We start from the raw sequence: 21,844 nt of genomic DNA, 5'->3' as shown, positions 1-21,844 counted from the left end.
CGCTTTGGTTACAGTTAGTCAAGCCAAAAGTAACGATTTCAGTTAACTTTATCGTTGATGTAATTATATGAATAAAAAACACGAATTACCAAAAGGTTATTGACAGCGATTTCAAAATGGGGTATATATAATGGTGTAGTTAATTAAAGGAGGCAAACAGATGAAAGGAAAACTTATCTTGGATACGCGAGCACGAGTAGCCAAGATTGATCCACGTATTTTTGGGTCTTTCATCGAACATATGGGTCGGGCGGTTTATACAGGTATTTACCAACCGGATTCACCATACGCCGATGAGGATGGTTTTCGCAAGGATGTCATTGAGCTGGTCAAACAGCTTAACGTACCGATCGTTCGTTATCCTGGTGGTAATTTCGTTTCCGGTTATAACTGGGAAGATGGTATCGGACCAGTTGCGGATCGCCCTAAACGTCTTGATTTAGCCTGGCGAACTGTTGAAACCAACGAATTCGGATTGCACGAGTTCATGAAGTGGGCCAAGAAAGTTGATACCGATGTGGCGATGGCCGTTAACTTAGGTACTCGCGGGATCGATGCCGCACGTCATTTAGTTGAGTACTGTAATTTCGATCAAGGTACTTATTATAGCGACCTGCGCCGTAAGAATGGTGCCGAGCAACCATTCAACGTTAAAACTTGGTGTCTGGGCAACGAAATGGATGGCCCTTGGCAGATCGGTCATAAGACGGCCGATGAGTATGGACGTCTCGCGGAAGAGACCGCTAAGGCGATGAAATTAGTCGATGAGAATATCGAACTCATTGCGTGCGGAAGTTCAGCCTTAGATATGCCAACATTTGGTTCATGGGAATCCACTGTTTTGGAACACACGTATGATCAAGTCGATTATCTGTCGTTACACCGCTATTACGGCAATCGGGATAATGACACACCTAATTATCTCGCTCAAAGTCTTGATATGGATGATTTTATCACCGGTGTTCTGGCGATTTGTGATTCGATCAAGGCCCGGAAACACAGTAAGAAGACCATCAATCTTTCTTTCGACGAGTGGAATGTTTGGTATCATTCGGATCAACAAACGGCTGATAATCAGCCATGGCAGATTGCTCCGCACCTATTAGAAGATATTTATAATTTTGAGGATGCCTTGTTGGTTGGGACTTTACTGATCACGTTATTGAAGCATGCAGATCGGGTGAAAATCGCTTGTTTGGCACAACTTGTCAATGTGATTGCGCCGATTATGACCGACGAGAACGGGGCTGCGTGGATGCAATCGATTTTCTTCCCATTCATGCAAGCGGCTCAATATGGTCAAGGCACTGTTTTGACTCAGATCCAAGATTCACCGGTCTATTCAACCAAGCAATTTGATCAAGTGCCATATCTGGAGAGTTTGGGTATTTTAAACGATGACGAAACTGAACTAACAATTTTTGCGGTCAATCGTTCAGATCAAGAAAGTCTTGAGCTTGATTTAACAGTTACTGACGGTTTCGTCATCGATCATCAATTGCTGTCCACCGAATTTACGGGTTATGGTATCAAAGAAACAAATGAGAATGGGCAAATGGAGATCCGGAATAACGACAATGTGACCCTTTCTCGGGAAACTGCACAGGCAACATTGAAACCATTGTCATGGAACGTCATTAGATTAGCAGTAAATAAAGCATAGGGAGTGCTGGAAATGAAGATTTGGAAAAAAATTGGGTTAACCATGTTAAGTTTAGCAACAGTATTAGCTTTAGGCGCATGTGGAAAAAAAGCAGAAGATAAAACAATCGTCTTCTGGAACCCATTGACCGGTGATGATGGGAAATATATGAATAACATCGTTGCCGACTACAATAAGACTAATCCTGAATACAAAGTCAAGGCAGTTGTTACCTCAGATATGTATACCAAGATTAATACAGTTATGAACTCAGGTAAGGGTGTACCTGATATGACAATCATCCATGCGGACCGGATTCCTGGCTACGTTAAGCAAGGACTCTTGGAACCAATCACAACATGGACCAAGTCTCAAAAGAGCTTGAAAGGTTCTAACTATTTGTCCGAGGCGTGGAATGCAGGAACAATTGACGGCAAACAATATTCTGTACCGTTGGATATTCACAGTAGCGCTATGTATTATAACAAAGATCTACTGAAGAAATATGGTGTTGAGCATTGGCTTGATGATGGCATCATTACAATCCCAGAAATGCTTGAATTAAAAGGTAAGATGAAAAAAGGCGATTATGTTGTCAATGACGCTTTGATTTCATGGGTAATCCTTGCCGAATTGAATAATGCTGGTGGCGATGTTAAGGATGCTGATGATAATCCAACCGTTAATACACCAGAAATGAAGAAGGCTATTGAAGCAGTTAAGTCGATTGCTGATGCCGGCTTGATGACCAAGTATGGCACAGACGGTTACTTGAAGTTCCAATCACAACACGTTTTACTTTCTACTGACGGTACTTGGACATCAACAGCGCATTCTGCGGTTAAAGGACTCAACTTTGGGGTAACCAATGTTTACTCACTTAATGCTGATAAATTTACCAACCGTGGTTCTTCTCACGAGTTTACCATGCTGAAGAAGTCGAAGGAAGAACGCTCAAATGCCAAAGAGAAAGGCATCGCTAAGTTTGTTGCCTACATGCGGAAACATTCTATTGAATGGGCAAAAGCGGGTCAGATTCCAGCAAGTAAGCAAGTCAATGAAAGTAAAGAATACAAAGATAATTATATGCAAGCGTTCTTCACCTCAACGCCAAAAGAAACAGAGTCTTTAAAGATCTATACCTATGTTTATTATCCAGAAGTTCAAGAATCATTGGATAAGTATGCTGCTGATATGGTTCATGGCAAGATGGACGTTGATAAAGGTTTAGCTAAAGCACAGAAATATGTCGATGATAAGGTCAAAGAGGCCGAAAAAACCGAAAAATAGTACCGACTGATGAACCTGAGGATGGTGCGAAGAAATTCGCACCATTACTTATTATTAGTGATACTCCATTCGAAGGAGGAATTATTGGATGAATAAGAAATTAGCTAGCTTTCTGAAAACGACAGCTTTTATCGGACCACATCTGATTCTATTCATTGTTTTTATCTTATTTCCAACTGTCTATGGTATCTATGCATCTTTCACCAAGTGGGATCTTGTCAATAGTCCAACATGGGTTGGCTTAGATAACTATCGGACAATTTTATTTAATAGTAAGTCTACGTTTCATTTCCAATTTACCAACGGGCTACGGAATACATTATGGTTTGTTGTAATCAGTGTGCCATTGCTGATCATCATTCCATTATTGATTGCCTTGGCTTTACAGAATAAGGGTGTTAAAGGAAAAGGCTTTTTCCAAGCTGTTCTCTATATTCCTGGTCTGATTTCAATTTCCGCGGCCGCTTTGATTTGGGCATTGATTTTCAACGAGCAGTTAGGGATTGTTAATAACGTTTTTCATTCGGGAAAGATATGGGCGGCCCAGCAACCCTATGCATGGCTCCTAATCTTTATTCTGACCATCTGGGGTGGCGTTGGTGGCAACATGATTATTTATCGATCGGCGCTGAACGGGGTCTCACAGGATCTGTATGAGGCTGCGGAGATGGACGGTGCTGGAAGTATTCGTAAATTCGTTAGTGTCACTTTGCCATCAATTAAATTCCCGTTGATCTATACATTTGTAATGACAACGGCTGGAGCCTTTAATGTTTTCGGTCAACCGCTGATGATGACAAAGGGTGGCCCAAAAGAAAGTACCAACGTTCTGATTATGTATATTCGTAATTTGGCCTTTGGATCAGGGATTCCAATTGCCGGAATGGCATCAGCTATGGCAGTTTTATTGGGCTTGATTATCTTGGTGGTTTCCGCCGCTCAATATTATGTCATGAACAAACAATCTTAGGAGGCAGTATTGATGAAAACAAAAAGTTATCGGATTACGCAATTCCTAAGCTATCTCTTTTTGATTGTGCTTTGTGTCATTTGGGTAATTCCAATCGTCTACGGATTTACAACATCATTTCGTTCGCAAACAGAAGTGGTTTCAACGGGGTTCCGGTTATTACCAGTTAACTGGGTTGTTGAGAACTACGTCGCTATCTTTCAAGATACGTCAACAGCGCCAATTGTCCGCTGGTTAGGTAATTCACTCTTTATTGCTACAGCACATACGCTTTTGGTGGTTGTAGTAGTTTCTGTGACCGCTTATGGTTATTCACGCCTTCAGTTCAAGGGCCGCGATGCATTATTCTTCACCCTATTGGGTATTTCGATGTTCCCTGGGGTTGTCAACTTAATCCCATCGTACAAAGTAATTGAGTCATTGAATTGGGTCAATACTGCATGGGCTATGATTATCCCGGGGTTAGCTGGAATGGGGAACATCTTCTTGACCCGTCAATTTATGAAGGGAATCCCCAAGGAATTCGATGAGTCGGCCCGAATCGATGGAGCTGGAGATTGGACCATTTATTCCCGCATTATTTTGCCATTGATCAGGCCAGTCCTGATTGTCTGTGCCCTGTTCTCGTTTACAGGCTCGTGGAATGATTTCCTGTGGCCAGTTATTGTTTACAGTGATGTTGATAAGATGCCTGTTACTGCCGGCCTTTTACTTTTGCAGGATATTTATGGTAATTATCGGATGATCGGACAACTGATGGGGTCAGCGTTCTTAGCAATTATTCCAACTTTCTTGCTGTTCTTGTTTGCACAGAAATATTTCTTGGAATCAATGAATCTGAACTCTGGTGTCAAAGGTTAGTTAGGAGATAAATCATGTCACGGAAATTAGAAAGAATATTACTTTATATCGGTTCCGGTTGGAATTTTGTGCTCTCAATCATTACGATCTTGGGCTACTCACTGTGGTTTCGGAGTGCGGGGTCAGCCAACATTCAGGCGAATGGCAAGAATGTTGCTTTCAATAGCAAGCTCCTAGATAATGTTACGACAGTTATTATGGTCTTCGGTCTGGCTATTTTGGTCGGCGCGCTGTTTAACTTTTACGTTGCGCGTCACGTTAAAGATGGTGTTGTTCAGAAGAAAGTAATGATTTGGATTGCAGTTTGGGGAATTCTTAATCTGGTTTCTAGTGACCCGATTGGTTTCGGTATTTATTTAATTACGTTTGTCATTTATTTTTCTAGAAATAAAGCTATCAAAATGACAAATGGTGTCACGGAATAGCTTGGAACTTGGGAGATTTAGTTAGTGTGAAAGAAGAGATTAAACAACCAATCGTCCTACAACGGGCGGATCCTTGGGTCTACCTGCACACAGATGGTTATTATTATTTTACCGGCTCTGTTCCGGGATATCAGGAAATTGAAGTTCGGCGGGCGCGGACCTTGGCTGGATTGGAAACTGCTGAACGGGTCGCTGTTTGGCACGCGCATTCGACAGGTTTGATGAGTCAGTTGATTTGGGCACCGGAAATTTTATACTTGCAAGGTAAGTGGTATATTTACTTTGCGGCTGCCGATCAAGATGGCGAACGGGATGCGCAACATCATCATCGCATGTTTGCGATCGAGTGTGATGAAGCCTCGCCAATGACGGCTCATTGGATTGAGCGTGGTCAAGTTGTGACGGATCAAGATAGTTTCAGTTTGGACGCGACGGTTTTTGAGTTTCAACAGGAACTCTATTATGTCTGGGCCCAACAAGATCCTGCAATTCCTGGTAATTCAAATCTGTATCTGCAAAAAATGACCAATCCATGGACGTTGACCGGAAAGAAACTATTACTGTCAATTCCTGAATTTCCTTGGGAGAAGATTGGTTTTTCAGTCAATGAAGGTCCCGCTGTTTTGATCTCCCACGGTCGCGTGTTCATCACTTATTCAGCCAGTGCCACAGACGAGAATTATGCGGTCGGCCTGCTCTGGGCAGATGAGCACAGTGATTTACTTGACAGTTATTCATGGCATAAGCTGGAGCACCCGGTCTTTAAGAGTTCTAGCAAGAATCATTTGTTTGGACCGGGACACAATAGTTTTACCAAAACACCTGATGGTCAGCAAGATGTGATCGTTTATCATGCACGTCCCTATGATAATGCGGGGATCGAAGGCGATCCTTTGGATAATCCTGACCGGCACGCCTACGCCCAGACGTTTACTTGGGATGCCCAGGGATTCCCGGTCTTCGGCGAGCCAGGTGACAATTAGCAAGATAAGGAGAGAAATATGTCTAAAATCATCGTTAATGATCAACGCCAACGCGGAAAAATCAGCAAATACCTGTATGGTCAATTCGCGGAGCATCTAGGCCGCTGTATTTATGAAGGCCTCTGGGTTGGTGAGGATTCGCCAATTCCAAACGTCAACGGGATCCGCTCGGATGTTGTTGCAGCCTTAAAGGACATTAAGGTGCCTGTTTTACGTTGGCCTGGCGGTTGTTTTGCTGATACTTATCATTGGCAAGATGGCATTGGTCCACGGGAAACGCGGAAGAAGATCGTCAATACGAACTGGGGTGGTGTCGTTGAGAACAACCATTTCGGCACTCACGAATTCTTCGAGTTGGTCAAGCAATTGGGAACTGAAGCCTATATCAATGGCAATGTCGGCAGCGGTACGGTTCAAGAAATGTCTGATTGGGTCGAATATATGACCTTCGACGGGATTTCGCCAATGGCAGATCTGCGGGCGCAAAACGGACATGAAGCACCTTGGGATGTGAAGTTCTTTGGTGTTGGTAATGAGAGTTGGGGTTGCGGTGGTAATATGCGGCCGGAATATTATTCCGACTTGTACCGTCAATATCAAACCTTTGTCCGCAATTATAATAATGACAAGCCAATTTACAAAATCGCTTCGGGACCGAATATCGATGATTATCATTGGATGGATGTGTTGATGCAAAACGCGGCACCATTAATGGATGGGATCAGCCTCCACCACTATGCATTAGCATCTGAATGGGAAGACAAGCGACCAGCGTTAGGATTCCCGGAAAATGAATGGTTCTCTTTGATCAAGAGCGCCCAGAAGATGGACGAGCTGATCAGTAAACATAGTACGATCATGGATAAATATGATCCAGAAAAACGGGTCGGGTTGATCGTCGATGAATGGGGTTCTTGGTTGGCAGTTGAACCAGGAACGAACCCAGGCTTCTTATATCAGCAAAATACGATTCGGGACGCGATGATCGCGGCAATCACTTTGCATATTTTCCAGAAACACGCTGATCGTGTTCAGATGGCGAACATTGCCCAAATGGTCAATGTTTTGCAGGCGATGATCCTGACTGACGGCGACAAAATGATCAAGACGCCAACCTACTATGTCTTTAAAATGTTTGTTGATCATCAAAATGCGACGGCACTAGATACCTTGGATGATTTGGCCGCGACAACTAGTGCCTCAGTTTCAAAATCAGCCAATGGCTACCTTGTTTCACTCTGCAATTATAGTCTGGATGCGGCCGATGAGATCAGTCTTGAGTTCGATCGTCCGGTCACTGCTTTGACAGGTGAGATTTTGCAAGGGGCAACGATGGATCAGCACAATGATTTCACGACACCTGATGCAGTCCACACAGTTGCCTTCTCAGCTGCGACACATCAAGCGCACACGGTCACGGCTACGATTCCGCCAATGAGCGTTGTGACCTTACATGTCCAGGCGTAACGGAAACTGTGTGCGTTGCGACTTGCTTGATGAACTGGCGAGTCAAGATGTTGCGGCCAATATCGCAGAGCAGTTAAGTTTGGAGGTTGGCAACCTGGTTGATCCAGAAATTCGAGATCAGCGTTTGGTAATTTGCCAATCTTGTCCCTTTTTCCAAAACGGAACCTGTTTGAAGTGTGGCTGCTATACACAATTTCGGGCCAGCTTAAAAAATAAAACATGTCCTGAAGGGCGCTGGTGACAAAGGCTTCATCGGCCATGAGCCGTTGCACCGGTGAGCAGCTCGGAAGGCGGAATGTCAATGTGCGGACTCAGGGATAAACCTGGGTCCGCTTTTTTATAAAAGAAAAATGAGGAGATTGAAATGTCAGAAAAACAACAAAATGATTGGGTCGACGCCCATTGGGGGACACGAGGCGTTCATGATCCTACTATCATTCAAGCGGATGGTCATTATTACATGTTCTCAACCGACACCCATGTTGCCGGCCAAGCGACGCATGGCATTCAAATTCGTGAATCAACCGATTTGGTGCAATGGCAGTTCGTGGGAACAGCCTTCGATCATGTGCCGATCGTGGCGGCAAATTGGGCGCAAGCGACCGGGCTCTGGGCACCCGAAGTAATTAAAGTGGGTGATCAATATCGGATGTACTATGCCGCGTCAACTTTTGGCAGCCAAGTTTCCTGTATTGGCTTAGCCACAGCCCCACGACCAGCCGGCCCTTGGACACCCCGTGACTTGGTGATCAAAACCGATGGTGGGCAAAATGGTCAAAACGCGATCGACGCTAATGTGGTGACCGCCGCAGATGGTCGCCAATGGTTACTTTATGGGTCGTTTTTTGGGGGCATTTTTCTAGTGGAGCTAGACAGCACGACCGGATTAACGAAGTATCCCGGTGACTTTGGACAACGGATCGCTCAACGGCCGCGGGCAGCACAAGATGGTGCCATCGAAGGTTGCTTTATTCAGTATCGTCCCGACCAAGGCTACTATTATTTGTTCATGTCCTATGATTCATTGACCTGGTCCTATCATGTGCGTGTAGCCCGTTCGCGACAAATTACAGGTCCCTATCATGACTTCAATGGTCAGGATGTTTTCTATCCTCAAGGTGAGCGATATCAGGAAATCGGGACGAAAATTCTGGGAAGTTATCAATTCGCAAATGAATTTCCTTGGTTCGGCCCAGGGCACAACTCGATTCTGACCAGTGGTGACCAAGATTTCATGGTGCATCATGTTCGTTGTCAACCAAATCAGAACGATTCCTATGGCATGATCCGCAAAGTATACTGGTTGGAAAACGGCTGGCCAGTGGTGGATCCAAATTACTATAAATCAACGACGGATAATCATCCACTAGCCGCCAGTCCGGCCGAAATTGGCGAAATCATCTGTTGGCCAAGCACCTCAGAACTGATTCCGAGCCATCAGATCCCACTGGATAGTGGCTTTTACGCTAATCTAGACAGCTATCGTTGGATCACCAGCTGGGATTGGGAGCAGCAGTGTGCAGCGACATATTTGATCGGCTTAACTAAAGCCGGCACCGGCCTTTGGGTCAAAGCCCACTAAAAAAATCAATCACCAAGGCTTCAGTTGCACGTGCAACCCGAAGTTAAGGTGATTGATTTTTTTACACCACTTTTTGATGGCTTCTGAAGTGGCCCTTATTTTTTCTTGTCCTAATGTTGATGACGGTACTCAGTGGGCGCGACGCCTTCCCGTTTCTTGAAGAGGTAGCTGAAATAATTAGGATCATTATAGCCAATGTCCATGGCAATTTCGGCCAATTTCTTGTTGGTGCCCGTCAAAAGAACTTTGGCCAGTTTGATCCGTTTATCGGTTAGATACTCGATGAAAGTTCGGGTCATTGATTGGGAGAAGATCGTACTGAAGTGAGCCGGACTTAGGGAAACGGCCTCGGCAACCACGGTCAGCGAAATGTCCGGATCGGTGTAATTCTCATTGATAAAACGAATGGCTTGGTTGACAACGCTTTGATATTTGGGGATGGCCGATTGGACTTTGTTGTCCAGCAAGTAATCGACCATTTCGCGGATCAGTTGTTCGAAGGCGTGATTATTACTAGAACTGGTCAGTAGATCATCTAAACTGGCGCTATCCTTGAACTTGGTCCCGATTTGATCCTGCTTTTTCTTGATCATGCCACTGAGTTCAGTTAGAACGAAGAAACGCCGCATTCTGGTGCGGTCATAATTGGCCTGAGGTTGCATCAATTTGGCGATCAATTTCTCCTTGTTGTCCTCGGTCAGATCGGCGATCTCATTGGCAAGGTCCATTTTGAAAGGGTGGGTGGGCGAAAGCTCGCCCTCACGCATGTTATCCTCATAGCTAATGATTTTCTCTACGCGGACTTGACCATAGCTGGCCAGCAATTCTTGGGCTTGCTCGAACGAAAAGGAGATATCACTTAGGCGATCAACGACGGGACCGATCCCCACGGCCAAGTCATCTTGGTCAGACCGGTCCAGCACGTGGATCAGTGTATTGGCGATTTGGTAACTCTTTTCCAAGACAGTTTCTTTTTGGGCGTCGAAAATCAGAAATTTGATGTATTTTGATGAGGAACAGGAGAAAATAATGCTCTTATCTTTGGCGAATAGATAACTGAGATAATCATTGAGCTGCTCAGTGTCTTGACCATCATGGGGTAAGCTGTTGGTTGCTAGCAGCACCACGCTTTTCTTACCGACGATTGAGCGGTCGAATCCTCGCGCAGTCGCAATTGCGTTTGGCATAGCCAGCTCACCTTTGAAAAGCTCGTTGAGGAAGAGATTCTTCTTGAGGTCGATCAATAAACTGCTATCAGAGTCCGGTTTCGGGGCTGTTTCGTGTTGCTGATCTAAGATTCGAACAACACGAGCTAAGGTGTCTTGAAGTTCTTGGGGTTTGATTGGCTTGAGCAGGTATTCATCCGCGTGGACTTGCAGCGCGACTTTCGCATACTCGAATTCATCGAAGCCGCTAATGAAGATGATCCGAGTCCAGGGCAGCACTTTTCTGGCTTCCTTGGCGAAGGTCAGTCCATCCATAAACGGCATGCGAATATCTGTCAAAATAATATCTGGTTGTAACTCCATAATGGCGGCCAATCCCATTTCCCCATCGCTGGCCTCACCAGCGAAGCTAAGGTTCAGGCGATCACCGAGTTTCATGATCTGTTGGCGCAATGTTTCCCGAATCAAATGTTCATCTTCGACAATAAAAACTTTATACATTTAGGTCATCTTTCTCCTTCTTGGGTACCGTTAATATGACTGTTGTTCCTTGCCGATAAGCACTGGTGAAGTTGATCCCGGCGGCATCGCCATAGTACAGTAACAACCGCTTGTTAACATTATACAGGCCATAACCAACACTGAAATCCGAATCCAAGCCCTTCGCTAGCTCTTGTTGGATCGTGTCAAGTTGGTCGGGCTTGACACCGATTCCATTATCTTGAACGGTGAAAATCAAATTTTGGTCGGTTTCACGGGCGCGCACACTGATGTGACCGACGCGGCGAATATACTTTGTCCCATGGTAGACTGCGTTTTCAACGATTGGTTGGAGAATCATTTTGAGGACTTGATTATCCTGCAGCTCGGTTGGAACGTCAATGTCATAGTCCAGCATTTCCCCGTAGCGGATCTTGAGAATGATCAGATAATCATGAACGTGCTGGATCTCCGTGGCAACAGTGATCCAATCACGGCCTTTACTTAAAGAAATCCGAAAGAAATCGGATAGGGCATAAGTTGTCCGCTTGGCTTCATCGTATTGTTCTTGCTCGATCAAGGAAACGATGGCGTCCAAGCTATTGTAAACAAAGTGCGGGGTGATCTGCGCTTGCAAAACACGGACTTCACTTTGGGCTAAATAGTATTGCTTCAGCGCATTTTCTTCTAGCAAGCGTTCCAAATTATCGGCCATGGTATTAAGACTCAGGGTTAAGGATGACAATTCCGGTGTTGGAGGTAAGGGGAGTCGGTAGTTGAAATTCCCTTTGGAGATTTCATTAGACATGGTGATCACGTCATCCAAGGGCATTTCGACCTTGGTTTTGAGGAAGCGGCGATTGCGGCGTGACAGATAGAGAATAATCAAGATGATCACGAACATTAGAACGCTTAAGAAAATCAGTGAATGAAATAATTCGTTATTTTTCTTACCGGCCAGCTTGATTTCGACACCCACATATTGTTGGAGGATATCAGAGAGCAGGCTAGTCACCGACTCCACTTGGACCATGATTTCTTTGTTCTTGTCATAGGCCTGATCATCATGTTTGATATTGTCGATGATTTCGTGTTGATGGTCGACCAAAGTATCAAGCACGCGCGACGTGACCTGTAAAATACTGACCTCTTCGCTGGTCGTTGTGTTGACCCGTAACTCGTTGGTTTCCCGGCGTAATTGCTTGATGATATTCTTCTTCTCGTATTGTTTCACGGAGATTTGGCCACTGACTAAATTCCAAAGTTCCTCACGCACACGGGTGTTGACACTGGCCGTGATCTTATTCGCGTTCTGGACATTGGTGATTGTCCGCTGGTAGATCAAGATCTGCTGCGAATACAGAATGACACTGGTGATCAACGGCAGGATGGCAAAGATCAACATCCATTTATTCACTTGACTAAAAATCTGCTTTAGGCTGGGATTCTTCTTATGATTATTTAGCATGGCACACCTAATAATTTCTCGTGGGCACTTTGTCCGCGTTTGATTCCGAGAAGGTTGTCTCTGGCATGTAGATTTCGTGAGGAACCTGTTGGCCGGCAAAATAACGGTTCAAGGCGTTGACCACATACCAACCTGCATCGGGATTACACTCGACAACACAATTGACCTCGCCAACCTGAAGTTTGCGAATCATGTTTTCCTGGGCGTCCACCGTTACGATGATCAGGTCCTTACCAGGTCGAATTTTTGTCTGCTTGATGGCTTTCAGTGCGCCCAAGGTCATTTCATCGCTATGGCTGAACAGGACATCAATTTGACTTAAGTCGTGGTTCTTAATGTAGTCTGCCATGACCTCCTCACCTTTTGCACGAGTGAAATCACCATTGATCGTAGCAGTGATATGCGCCCGAGGATCACGACCAATGGTATCAGCAAAACCCTCCTGACGCAGCTTGGCCGCAGAGGCGTCGGCAGTGCCATTAAGCTCAAGAATCTTGATCTGACGTTGTTTACTCTTAGCAAAATGGTTTGTTACATAGAGTCCGGCTCGCTGGCCTTCCGCCTTGAAGCTTGAACTAATATGAGTGAGATAGAGACTCTGATCATTGACCTCTAAATGGCGATCAACCACCACAACCGGGATTTTTGCCTTTTTAGCCTCTTTTAACACGGGTTCCCAACCATGTTCTGTTAACGGCGCCAAAATGATCAGGTCAACTTGGTAGGCGATAAAGGTCCGGACATCTTGAATCTGTCGTTCCTGATTCTGATAACCATTACGGTACATCACTTCATAATTATCACGTTTCAGCTCAGTCCGAATCGATTTGGTATGAAATTTCCGCCAGGAGCTTTCGGTTCCCGATTGCGAGAAACCAATCACTGGTGACTTGGTGACCGCTGTTTTGGGTTTGACCGCACAGCCTGCCAGTAATAGAAGCAACAAGATCAGCAACAGGGGAGAATAGTTTCTTTTTTTCATGATCATGCCGGCGCCCTTTCTTGATAAACGGTGACGATACCTCTAGTTTAGCAAAAAAAGCGCTTCAATTTTACTATTTATCGGATAAATTTTTTATTTCAGGAATTGGATAAATAAATTTAAGAGATTCGAAAAAAATTTAAGAAGATGACGCACTGACCAAACAATTTCAAGACGAATTCAAAAAAATAGTCAATGTAAGCGCTTTATGAATCAGCTATACTTAGAGACGAAGAAAAAATTTAGCACTTGGAGGTTTTGGGACATGAAGTTTAAGTTTAGTTTCAAAAAAATGATTGCCATGGCTGCACTGTTAGCAGTGGGCGTTGGTGCTTTGGCAGGCTGCAGTTCTAAATCAGATTCAGGTTCGGGGTCGAAATCCAGCGGCGATAAGGGCTATGTCGGGATTGCGATGCCAACGAAATCGGCAGAACGTTGGATCGCCGATGGGAACAACATGGTCAAGGAATTGAAGAAGTTGGGCTACAAGACTGACTTGCAGTATGGCGAGGACAAAGTCGAGAACCAAGTTGCCCAAATCGAAAATATGATCACGAAAGGTGTCGACACCTTGGTCATCGCTTCGATTGATGGCTCAGCATTGACTGACGTTTTGGAGAAGGCACATAAGGAAAACATCAAAGTCATCGCCTATGACCGGTTATTGATGAATTCCAAATATGTTGACTACTATGCAACTTTTGATAACTTCGGTGTTGGGGTGTTACAAGCTTCTTATATTGAGGATAAATTAGGCCTGAAAGATGGCAAAGGTCCTTACAACATTGAATTCTTTGGTGGTTCACCTGACGATAACAACGCTTTGATCAACTACAACGGGGTTATGTCAGTCTTCAAACCTTATATCAAGAGCAAACAATTGGTTGTTCCTTCAGGACAAACCAAGTTCAACCAGATCGCCACTTTGCGTTGGGACGGTTCAACTGCCCAAGCACGGATGGATAACCTGTTAAGTGCAAATTATACGGATAAGAATTTGGATGCGGTGCTTTCACCATATGACCCAATCAGCTTAGGAATCATTTCCTCATTGAAGGGTGTTGGTTATGGCTCCAGCAGCAAGCCTTTACCAGTTATTACTGGCCAAGATGCAACAGTTGCCGGTGTTAAGTCGATCATTGCAGGCGAACAAACCCAAACGATCTTCAAAGACACTCGGACATTGGCAAAGAACACGATCGAAATGATCAAAGCCATCTCTGCAGGTAAGAAAGTGCCAGTTAATGACACTAAGACTTATGATAATGGTGTCAAAGTCGTTCCTACCTATCTTGCAAAACCAGTTTCTGTTGATAAAGAAAACTATAAAGCTGAATTGATCGATACTGATTATTATACGGAAAAGCAGTTAGAAAAATAGCTGACTTAAGTCGGAAGGGATCGAATCTAATTCGATCCCTTCTCCTAATTTATGGCGATAGATCGGCAAAGGGTTGGCGCGATGTATCACTAAGTTGAGTAAGAAGGATGGGAAAAGATGGCAGATTATATTCTAGAAATGAAAAACATCATCAAAGAATTCTCTGGCGTCCGGGCCTTGGATAATGTTAATCTCCAAATCGAACGCGGGGAGATCCATGGTCTTTGCGGTGAAAACGGCGCTGGCAAATCAACACTGATGAATGTTTTGAGCGGGTTGTATCCTTATGGCACGTACGATGGCGACATTATTTATAACGGTGATACTTGCCAATTCAAGAACTTGCGCGATAGCGAGGACAAAGGCATCGTTATTATTCATCAGGAGTTGGCCTTGAGTCCGTATCTATCCGTCAAAGAGAATATCTTTTTAGGCAATGAACAAGCCAAACACGGTGTGATCGACTGGGACATTACGGAAAAGAAGACCGTGAATCTTTTGAAAACAGTGGGCTTGCATGTTAGCCCCAACACCTTGGTTTCACAGATTGGTGTGGGTCAGCAACAATTGGTGGAGATTGCCAAAGCTTTCTCCCGGTCAGTTAAATTGTTGATCTTAGATGAACCGACTGCGGCTTTAAACGAAGAAGAAAGTGCGAACTTGCTGGATTTGATTCGTGAGTTCAAGAAACAAGGGATTACCTCGATTATTATTTCGCATAAGTTGAATGAAATCGTTAATGTGGCGGATCGGATCACCATCATTCGTGATGGTCGGACGATTGAAACCTTGAACCAAGGAGAAATCAGTGAAGATCGGATCATTCGAGGCATGGTTGGACGTGAATTGACCAATCGATTCCCTGACCATCATCCGAACATTGGTGAGATCCATTTCGAAGTCAAGGACTGGGTCGTGCACCATCCGATCGATAGCAGCAAAGTTGTTGATCAAATCGATGAAATGAATATTCGTAAGGGCGAAATCGTTGGTATTGCCGGATTGATGGGTGCTGGCCGAACCGAGTTTGCCATGAGTGTTTTTGGGCACTCCTACGGTAGTAATATCAGTGGTCACGTCTATAAAGATGGTCAGGAAATTTCGGTGAAGGATGTGGCGACGGCAATCGACAACGGCCTGGCCTATGTTTCAGAGGACCGGAAAGCAGTCGGACTGAATTTGTTAATGGATATTCGGGAGAATACCTCGATTGCTAGTCTAAACAAGATCAGCCATCACGGCATTATCGATAAGGATGAAGAAATTCGTTCTGCTGAAAAATTCCGCGACAAAATGAGTACCAAAGCTAGTTCGATCAATCAAAACGTTGGTAGTTTAAGTGGGGGGAATCAGCAGAAAGTCGTGCTTTCGAAGTGGCTGATGACCGAACCGGACATCCTATTCCTGGATGAGCCAACCCGTGGGATCGACGTTGGCGCGAAGTATGAAATTTATACTTTGATTGAAGAAATGGCCGCCTCAGGCAAGAGTATCTGTATCATTTCCTCGGAATTGCCTGAAATCATTGGGATGTGTGATCGAATCTATACGATGAACAATGGGCGCTTTACCGGCGAAGTTTTACGGAAAGATGCAACGCAAGAAAGATTGATGAGTTTGATGACCATGGAAGGAAAGCGGGTACTAGCATAATGGAGAATACGACAAACGAGCTCAAAACTGAGAAGAAAAGTTTAGGTATCAAAGATAAAGTTATGGATGTTTTTAGTCGCTATAGCATGGTCATTATTCTGATCGTCCTACTGATCGCCTTTCAAGTGATGACTGGTGGGATCTTCTGGCGGCCTTTGAACATCACCAACTTGGTTTTACAGAACAGTCATATCTTGATCTTGGCCGCAGGGATGTTGCTGGTCGTTTTACTGGGACACGTTGACTTATCCGTCGGTTCCGTCATGGCCTTCGTTGGGGCCGTTGCAGGCTTGATGATGGTCAATAACAAAATAAACCCATGGGTGACCGTGGCAGTTTGTTTGGTTTTAGGCGCCGTTATCGGGGCTTGGCAAGGATTCTGGGTCGCTTATGTGGGTATTCCAGCGTTTATCGTTACGCTGGCTGGCTTGCTGATGTTCCGTGGCTTGACTCAGGTCGTGTTAGGCGGACAATCACTGGCACCATTCCCAACCGTCTTCCAAAAGATCTCGACGGGTTACTTGCCTGACTTTGTTGGTGGCGAGCACATTCATTATTTGACTATGTTGTTAGGTGCGATTCTGGCGGTTGTTCTGATCATTGGTCAATGGCGGACGCGGCAACATCATAAAGAGAACTTATTTGAAGTTGAATCAATGTTTGCCTTTACTTTGAAGGCTGTTTTCACCGCATTGGTGATCATTGGCGTTACTTATATCTTCGCAGCTTATTCAGGCTATCCGATCATTTTGGTCATCTTAGGGGTCATCGTGGCAGCCTATGGTTTCTTGACCAACAAAACAGTTGCCGGGCGACAAATTTACGCCACAGGTGGTAACCGCAAGGCTGCTGAATTGTCAGGGATCAAAACAAAGAAAATTACGTTCTGGGTTTTTGTTAATATGGGCGCCATGGCCGCTTTAGCTGGGTTGGTTTTGGCCGCACGGTTGAATGCCGCAACACCACAAGCAGGGACTTCGCTTGAATTGGATGCAATGGCTGCGGTTTACTTTGGTGGCGCTTCGACTTCCGGTGGTATCGGGACGATCCTCGGCGCGATCGTCGGTGGTTTGGTCATGGGTGTCTTGAACAACGGGATGTCAATCATGGGTGTCGGCGTTGACTGGCAACAAGCGATCAAAGGTCTGATCCTGTTGCTGGCGGTTGTCTTGGACGTTTATAACAAGAAAAAGAAGATTGCGTGAGGGTAGATAATGGCAGAGCATACGAAAAATATCTTATTGATCTGTACGGCTGGCATCACGACTGGTTTATTGGTCAAGAACGTTCAACGCTCCGCGGATGCCCGTGGGCTTGATGTTCACGTTTATTCTGCGCCAGCGATCTTAGCGGATCAGATTCTCAAGAACGAGCGGGTCGATGCCTTAATGATCGGACCACAATCCAAATATGAGATTGAACGCTTGCGAGATTATCTGACCTATCAGGCGATTCCGTATAAATTGATTTCTAACGAGGATTACGAAACACTGAATGGTGAAGCCGTTCTCCAAGAGAGCGTTAAGCTATTGAATATTGAAATCTAGTTGAGAGAGAACAGCTTAACTTGATTAAGGATCAACGGTTGTTGGAGCTTGAAGAGTCGCAAACTTGCGGCTCTTTTTTGCGATTTATCCGGACAAATCGCCAAATTATTGATTTATTGATTGTCAAAGGTTGGCCGGACAGTTATACTATGGCTATCTGCCCGTTATCTGTTCATTGCCTTGGCTGTCGAGCAAATTGGGCGTTCACCACGAAATAATTTTCGAGAAATGTAGGTCCATAATGGAAAATAAGTATGAGATCGTAAAAAAAAGTCTGTTAGAACAGATCCTAGCAGGAAAATATGCGGTCAATGATAAGCTGCCGACCGAGTCGGAATTGATGAAACGCTTTGAAGTTAGTCGTTATACGGTGCGACGTGCCGTTGGCGACCTGGAAAATGATCATTATGTTTACCGCATCCAGGGTGGCGGTATTTTTGTGGACGATTGGGTCCAACAACAAGAAAGTCGGCCACTGAAGAATAAGATGATCGGGGTTTTGACGACCCATATTGCCAACTATATTTTCCCCAATATTATTACGGGCATCGACCGGACAATTTCAAAAGCTGGCTATTCCCTGCTACTGAGCAACACGCAGAACAACCCAGAAAAAGAGCGAAAGAGTCTGATGAAAATGATGGAGAACAATCTTTCGGGATTGATCATTGAGCCGACCCAAAGCGCGTTGAATCAGACCAATTTTGATCTCTATGAGAAATTGGCGACCTTAAAGCTACCGCTGCTCTTCATCAACGCACACTACAATCAGCTGGATTTTCCTTATTTAGAAATTGATGATCAGGCTAGCGGCCGGGAATTGACCAATTATTTGTTTGAGCAGGGGCACCAACGGATCTTGGGTGTTTTCAAAACTGATGACTTGCAGGGCGTTCACCGAATGAATGGCTTTATCACTGCTTATCAGCAACAGGCCGGGGAACCTTACCTGAGCGAATCGATCATGTTTCGCACTGCTGATAACATGGCGACGGTGTTCAAGCGCGTCAAGACTGTGTTGGATCGGCCCGAGCGTCCGACAGCGATTGTTTGTTACAACGATCAATTGGCCATCCAATTGATTGCTTTCGTTAAGTCGCTGGGGTTCAAGGTGCCCCAGGATATTTCCATCGTTGGCTTTGATGACTATCAATTATCGGCCTATGTGGATCCACCACTCACTACCGTCGCTCACCCCAAGGAACAATTGGGACATGATGCTGGCACGGCCATCTTGGCGCTGATCAATAAGAAGACGGTCACACCGCTTGTCTACCCTCCACACTTGGTGATTCGCCATTCAGTCAGGGATTTGACGGCACGCTAGCCGCTGAGACCGCCACACCCAATGGTGACCGCCGGCCTAGGTCAGCTGGAGGTCATGCCGCGCTGCAACACGCCCGCAATTACAGCCACTTTCGTAGAAGTGCGGGTTGCCAATTTTAATAAATTTTGACGGATAAATAATTTTACTATTGACTTATACGGACAAAAATATTAAACTCATCTTGTAAGCAGTTACAGGATGAGTTTTTATTTGACATTGATTTGGTAATTAAGGAGGTTTTCCATTGTTAGAAAATCTAAAAAAAGAAGTTTATGAAGCCAATATGTTGTTGCCTAAGTATGACCTCGTTACGTTCACTTGGGGCAATGTCAGTGCGATCGATCGGGACAAAGGTCTATTTGTGATCAAGCCTAGTGGGGTAGATTATGAAACCTTGACGCCGGATGACATGGTCGTGGTTGACTTGGATGGCAACGTGGTTGAAGGCAAGTTGAATCCCTCAAGCGACACGCCGACGCATACCGTGCTTTACAATGCCTTTCCTGAGCTTGGCGGCATTGTGCACACCCATTCACCTTGGGCGGTCTCCTTTGCGCAGGCGGGGATCGATTTGCCAGCCACCGGGACGACCCATGCGGATACTTTCTACGGACCAGTTCCCGTTTCCGATGCGTTGACGAAAGCGGAAATCGAATCGGACTACGAAGAGAACACGGGTAAAGTGATCGTGCGGACTTTCGCTGAGCGGGGCATCAAACCGATGGATGTGCCGGCGGTCTTGGTTCAAGATCACGGTCCTTTCACCTGGGGCGCGACGGCGGCGAAAGCTGTTTATAACGCGAAGGTTTTGGAAGTTGCAGCGGAGATGGCTTACCATACCATGATGTTACAAGGACATGGCGATGTTTCCGTCCCACAATATTTGCTCGATAAGCATTATTATCGTAAGCATGGTGCCAACGCTTACTATGGCCAAAAGAAAAATTAAGTTACATTGAAGGAGTGTTTTTAAATGTTAGCAGTACCTGAATATCGTTTTTGGTTCATCGTTGGGAGTCAAGCGTTATATGGTGAAGACGACTTAAAGGCCGTTGAAAAAGATGCCCGCGAAATCGTGAAGAGTTTGAATGACAGTCAGGAATTACCTTATCCAGTCGAATTCAAGGAAGTGGCGATCGATGCCGCGACGATCACTTCAGCAATGAAGGAAGCCAACTTTGATGATAGCGTCGCTGGGGTCATCACTTGGATGCACACCTTCTCACCAGCAAAGAATTGGATCCGTGGGACGAAGTTGTTGCAGAAACCATTGTTGCATTTAGCGACTCAATTCCGAAATGATATTCCTTGGTCAACAATTGACATGGATTACATGAACCTGAACCAAAGTGCTCATGGGGATCGGGAATATGGCTTTATCAATGCCCGCTTGCGTAAGCATAACAAGGTTGTCTATGGCTTCTGGGGTGACCAAGAAGTTCAAAAAGAAATCGCCGCTTGGATGGATGTTGCCGTTGGTTACAACGAAAGCTTCAAGATCAAAGTTGCTCGCTTCGGCGATAACATGCGAAATGTTGCCGTCACTGAAGGCGATAAGATCGAAGCGCAGATCCAATTCGGTTGGACCGTTGATTATTTCGGGATCGGTGATCTGGTTGCCGAAATGAAGTTGGTTTCTGACGAAGCGATCGATGCTGAATATGAGGACCTGGAAGCACGTTATGACTTGGTTCCAAGCGCTGGCGACAATGATCCTGAATTCTTCAAGGAACATGTCCGTGAACAATTACGCGAGAAGATCGCCATGGAACGTTTCTTTGAACGCGGCGGTTACTCAGCCTTCACCACCAACTTTGAAGATCTTTGGGGGATGAAGCAATTGCCTGGCTTGGCAGTTCAATTATTGAACCGTGAAGGCTATGGTTTTGCCGGCGAAGGTGACTGGAAGACAGCGGCCTTGGATCGTTTGTTAAAGGTTGTTAGCCACAATAAAGAAACAGGCTTCATGGAAGACTATACCTTGGACCTGCGCCATGGCCATGAAGAAATCCTCGGCTCACATATGCTTGAAGTTGATCCAACCTTAGCCAGCACGAAACCACGGGTCGAAGTTCATCCATTAGGGATCGGCGATCGGGAAGATCCTGCTCGGTTGGTCTTCGATGGCTTGGAAGGTGACGCGATCGACGTGACCGTCTCTGACTTCGGCGACGAACACAGAATGATTGCTTATGAAGTTGAGGCGCGTAAACCTGAAGCACCAGCACCACATTTGCCAGTCGCCCGGCAAATCTGGGTACCAAAGGCTGGCCTGAAGCGTGGCGCCACTCAATGGATCGAAAATGGGGGCGGCCACCATACCGTCTTCTCACGTGCCGTAACTATCCAACAGCTAGCTGACTTGGCCAAAATGTTCGAACTTAAATTTATCAACATCGACTAATGACTTCTAAAAATCCTCCTAAAATTTAAAGTAGTTAACCCAAATCTGTTGATAAATGGACGAACATACACCTTTTGTCCATGAAGCAAGAAATACACCGGAGAAAGAGCTGGGACAAAGCTGAGCAGCTTTGTTTCCAGCCTTTTTTCTATTAAAACTTGATTATTTTGCCAACAGGTCATTGACCTGAACTTACGACTATCAAGACACTTAAGA

19 protein-coding genes are annotated in these 21,844 nt (G+C 45.2%); 16 read left to right on the top strand and 3 right to left on the bottom strand.

Annotation, left to right across the window (positions count from 1 at the left end):
- Positions 1–160 precede the first annotated feature (160 nt).
- From arfA to ACYVSB_RS00630, 9 genes are all read left to right on the top strand, one after another.
- The gene (gene arfA / locus ACYVSB_RS00670; protein ID WP_461218010.1) at positions 161–1,663 is read left to right on the top strand and encodes an arabinosylfuranosidase ArfA; all 1,503 of its coding nucleotides are present in this window, start codon (positions 161–163) and stop codon (positions 1,661–1,663) included.
- 12 nt (positions 1,664–1,675) lie between these two features.
- The gene (locus tag ACYVSB_RS00665; RefSeq protein ID WP_461218009.1) at positions 1,676–2,932 is read left to right on the top strand and encodes an extracellular solute-binding protein; all 1,257 of its coding nucleotides are present in this window, start codon (positions 1,676–1,678) and stop codon (positions 2,930–2,932) included.
- An 88-nt stretch (positions 2,933–3,020) separates the two neighbouring features.
- Entirely contained in the window at positions 3,021–3,902 is an 882-nt protein-coding gene (locus ACYVSB_RS00660) for a carbohydrate ABC transporter permease (RefSeq protein ID WP_461218008.1), read from the top strand.
- 12 nt (positions 3,903–3,914) lie between these two features.
- Positions 3,915–4,763 carry a carbohydrate ABC transporter permease gene (locus tag ACYVSB_RS00655; protein ID WP_461218007.1) on the top strand — a complete coding sequence of 283 codons (849 nt, stop codon included), beginning with the start codon at positions 3,915–3,917 and terminating at the stop codon, positions 4,761–4,763.
- A gap of 14 nt (positions 4,764–4,777) precedes the next feature.
- Entirely contained in the window at positions 4,778–5,188 is a 411-nt protein-coding gene (locus ACYVSB_RS00650) for a hypothetical protein (protein ID WP_461218006.1), read from the top strand.
- A gap of 26 nt (positions 5,189–5,214) precedes the next feature.
- Positions 5,215–6,171: a glycoside hydrolase family 43 protein gene (locus tag ACYVSB_RS00645; protein ID WP_461218005.1), complete on the top strand. Its 957-nt coding sequence runs from the start codon at positions 5,215–5,217 to the stop codon at positions 6,169–6,171.
- An 18-nt stretch (positions 6,172–6,189) separates the two neighbouring features.
- Positions 6,190–7,638, top strand: a complete 1,449-nt coding sequence (locus ACYVSB_RS00640) for an alpha-N-arabinofuranosidase (protein ID WP_461218004.1) — start codon at positions 6,190–6,192, stop codon at positions 7,636–7,638.
- Entirely contained in the window at positions 7,625–7,879 is a 255-nt protein-coding gene (locus ACYVSB_RS00635) for a DUF6171 family protein (protein ID WP_125597337.1), read from the top strand. The genes ACYVSB_RS00640 and ACYVSB_RS00635 overlap by 14 nt, the downstream gene beginning before the upstream one ends.
- A gap of 123 nt (positions 7,880–8,002) precedes the next feature.
- Positions 8,003–9,220, top strand: coding sequence for an arabinan endo-1,5-alpha-L-arabinosidase (locus tag ACYVSB_RS00630; RefSeq protein ID WP_125597334.1), 1,218 nt, complete (start codon positions 8,003–8,005; stop codon positions 9,218–9,220).
- Positions 9,221–9,330: 110 nt separating this feature from the next.
- On the opposite strand, the gene ACYVSB_RS00625 is transcribed toward ACYVSB_RS00630, so the two are convergent.
- From ACYVSB_RS00625 to ACYVSB_RS00615, 3 genes are read right to left on the bottom strand one after another with little or no spacing between them, the layout of a single operon-like run.
- On the bottom strand, positions 9,331–10,887 hold the full coding sequence (locus ACYVSB_RS00625; RefSeq protein ID WP_125597331.1) for a response regulator transcription factor: 1,557 nt from the start codon (positions 10,885–10,887) through the stop codon (positions 9,331–9,333).
- Positions 10,880–12,334 (bottom strand): sensor histidine kinase, encoded by a 1,455-nt coding sequence (locus tag ACYVSB_RS00620; RefSeq protein WP_125597328.1) that lies wholly within the window; start codon positions 12,332–12,334, stop codon positions 10,880–10,882. The genes ACYVSB_RS00625 and ACYVSB_RS00620 overlap by 8 nt, the downstream gene beginning before the upstream one ends.
- Positions 12,335–12,341: 7 nt before the next feature.
- On the bottom strand, positions 12,342–13,316 hold the full coding sequence (locus ACYVSB_RS00615) for an ABC transporter substrate-binding protein (protein ID WP_125597326.1): 975 nt from the start codon (positions 13,314–13,316) through the stop codon (positions 12,342–12,344).
- 265 nt (positions 13,317–13,581) lie between these two features.
- On the opposite strand from ACYVSB_RS00615, the gene chvE reads away from it, so the two are divergent.
- The 7 genes from chvE (at position 13,582) to araA (ending at position 21,628) form a co-directional block, all read left to right on the top strand.
- Positions 13,582–14,697, top strand: a complete 1,116-nt coding sequence (gene chvE, locus ACYVSB_RS00610; RefSeq protein WP_225422133.1) for a multiple monosaccharide ABC transporter substrate-binding protein — start codon at positions 13,582–13,584, stop codon at positions 14,695–14,697.
- 117 nt (positions 14,698–14,814) lie between these two features.
- On the top strand, positions 14,815–16,350 hold the full coding sequence (gene mmsA, locus ACYVSB_RS00605) for a multiple monosaccharide ABC transporter ATP-binding protein (protein ID WP_125597322.1): 1,536 nt from the start codon (positions 14,815–14,817) through the stop codon (positions 16,348–16,350).
- Between the two features lie 62 nt (positions 16,351–16,412).
- On the top strand, positions 16,413–17,555 hold the full coding sequence (gene mmsB, locus ACYVSB_RS00600) for a multiple monosaccharide ABC transporter permease (RefSeq protein WP_461218214.1): 1,143 nt from the start codon (positions 16,413–16,415) through the stop codon (positions 17,553–17,555).
- A 9-nt stretch (positions 17,556–17,564) separates the two neighbouring features.
- The gene (locus ACYVSB_RS00595) at positions 17,565–17,897 is read left to right on the top strand and encodes a PTS sugar transporter subunit IIB (protein WP_125597316.1); all 333 of its coding nucleotides are present in this window, start codon (positions 17,565–17,567) and stop codon (positions 17,895–17,897) included.
- 241 nt (positions 17,898–18,138) lie between these two features.
- Positions 18,139–19,224: a GntR family transcriptional regulator gene (locus tag ACYVSB_RS00590; RefSeq protein ID WP_125597313.1), complete on the top strand. Its 1,086-nt coding sequence runs from the start codon at positions 18,139–18,141 to the stop codon at positions 19,222–19,224.
- 244 nt (positions 19,225–19,468) lie between these two features.
- On the top strand, positions 19,469–20,173 hold the full coding sequence (locus tag ACYVSB_RS00585; protein WP_461218003.1) for an L-ribulose-5-phosphate 4-epimerase: 705 nt from the start codon (positions 19,469–19,471) through the stop codon (positions 20,171–20,173).
- A 24-nt stretch (positions 20,174–20,197) separates the two neighbouring features.
- Positions 20,198–21,628: an L-arabinose isomerase gene (gene araA, locus ACYVSB_RS00580; RefSeq protein WP_461218002.1), complete on the top strand. Its 1,431-nt coding sequence runs from the start codon at positions 20,198–20,200 to the stop codon at positions 21,626–21,628.
- Positions 21,629–21,844: the final 216 nt, after the last annotated feature.

This window comes from Lapidilactobacillus salsurivasis (assembly GCF_054785215.1).
This window is presented reverse-complemented; position numbering and strand designations above follow the sequence as displayed.

Excerpts from the sequence above, each read along its gene's own strand:
- ACYVSB_RS00590 (WP_125597313.1), top strand. The coding sequence starts at position 18,139 with ATGGAAAATAAGTATGAGATCGTAAAAAAAAGTCTGTTAGAACAGATC.
- ACYVSB_RS00615 (WP_125597326.1), bottom strand. The coding sequence starts at position 13,316 with ATGAAAAAAAGAAACTATTCTCCCCTGTTGCTGATCTTGTTGCTTCTA.
- mmsA (WP_125597322.1), top strand. The coding sequence starts at position 14,815 with ATGGCAGATTATATTCTAGAAATGAAAAACATCATCAAAGAATTCTCT.
- ACYVSB_RS00665 (WP_461218009.1), top strand. The coding sequence starts at position 1,676 with ATGAAGATTTGGAAAAAAATTGGGTTAACCATGTTAAGTTTAGCAACA.
- ACYVSB_RS00660 (WP_461218008.1), top strand. The coding sequence starts at position 3,021 with ATGAATAAGAAATTAGCTAGCTTTCTGAAAACGACAGCTTTTATCGGA.
- ACYVSB_RS00655 (WP_461218007.1), top strand. The coding sequence starts at position 3,915 with ATGAAAACAAAAAGTTATCGGATTACGCAATTCCTAAGCTATCTCTTT.
- ACYVSB_RS00650 (WP_461218006.1), top strand. The coding sequence starts at position 4,778 with ATGTCACGGAAATTAGAAAGAATATTACTTTATATCGGTTCCGGTTGG.
- araA (WP_461218002.1), top strand. The coding sequence starts at position 20,198 with ATGTTAGCAGTACCTGAATATCGTTTTTGGTTCATCGTTGGGAGTCAA.
- mmsB (WP_461218214.1), top strand. The coding sequence starts at position 16,413 with ATGGATGTTTTTAGTCGCTATAGCATGGTCATTATTCTGATCGTCCTA.
- ACYVSB_RS00625 (WP_125597331.1), bottom strand. The coding sequence starts at position 10,887 with ATGTATAAAGTTTTTATTGTCGAAGATGAACATTTGATTCGGGAAACA.
- ACYVSB_RS00620 (WP_125597328.1), bottom strand. The coding sequence starts at position 12,334 with ATGCTAAATAATCATAAGAAGAATCCCAGCCTAAAGCAGATTTTTAGT.
- ACYVSB_RS00635 (WP_125597337.1), top strand. The coding sequence starts at position 7,625 with ATGTCCAGGCGTAACGGAAACTGTGTGCGTTGCGACTTGCTTGATGAA.
- ACYVSB_RS00595 (WP_125597316.1), top strand. The coding sequence starts at position 17,565 with ATGGCAGAGCATACGAAAAATATCTTATTGATCTGTACGGCTGGCATC.
- chvE (WP_225422133.1), top strand. The coding sequence starts at position 13,582 with ATGAAGTTTAAGTTTAGTTTCAAAAAAATGATTGCCATGGCTGCACTG.
- ACYVSB_RS00640 (WP_461218004.1), top strand. The coding sequence starts at position 6,190 with ATGTCTAAAATCATCGTTAATGATCAACGCCAACGCGGAAAAATCAGC.
- ACYVSB_RS00630 (WP_125597334.1), top strand. The coding sequence starts at position 8,003 with ATGTCAGAAAAACAACAAAATGATTGGGTCGACGCCCATTGGGGGACA.
- arfA (WP_461218010.1), top strand. The coding sequence starts at position 161 with ATGAAAGGAAAACTTATCTTGGATACGCGAGCACGAGTAGCCAAGATT.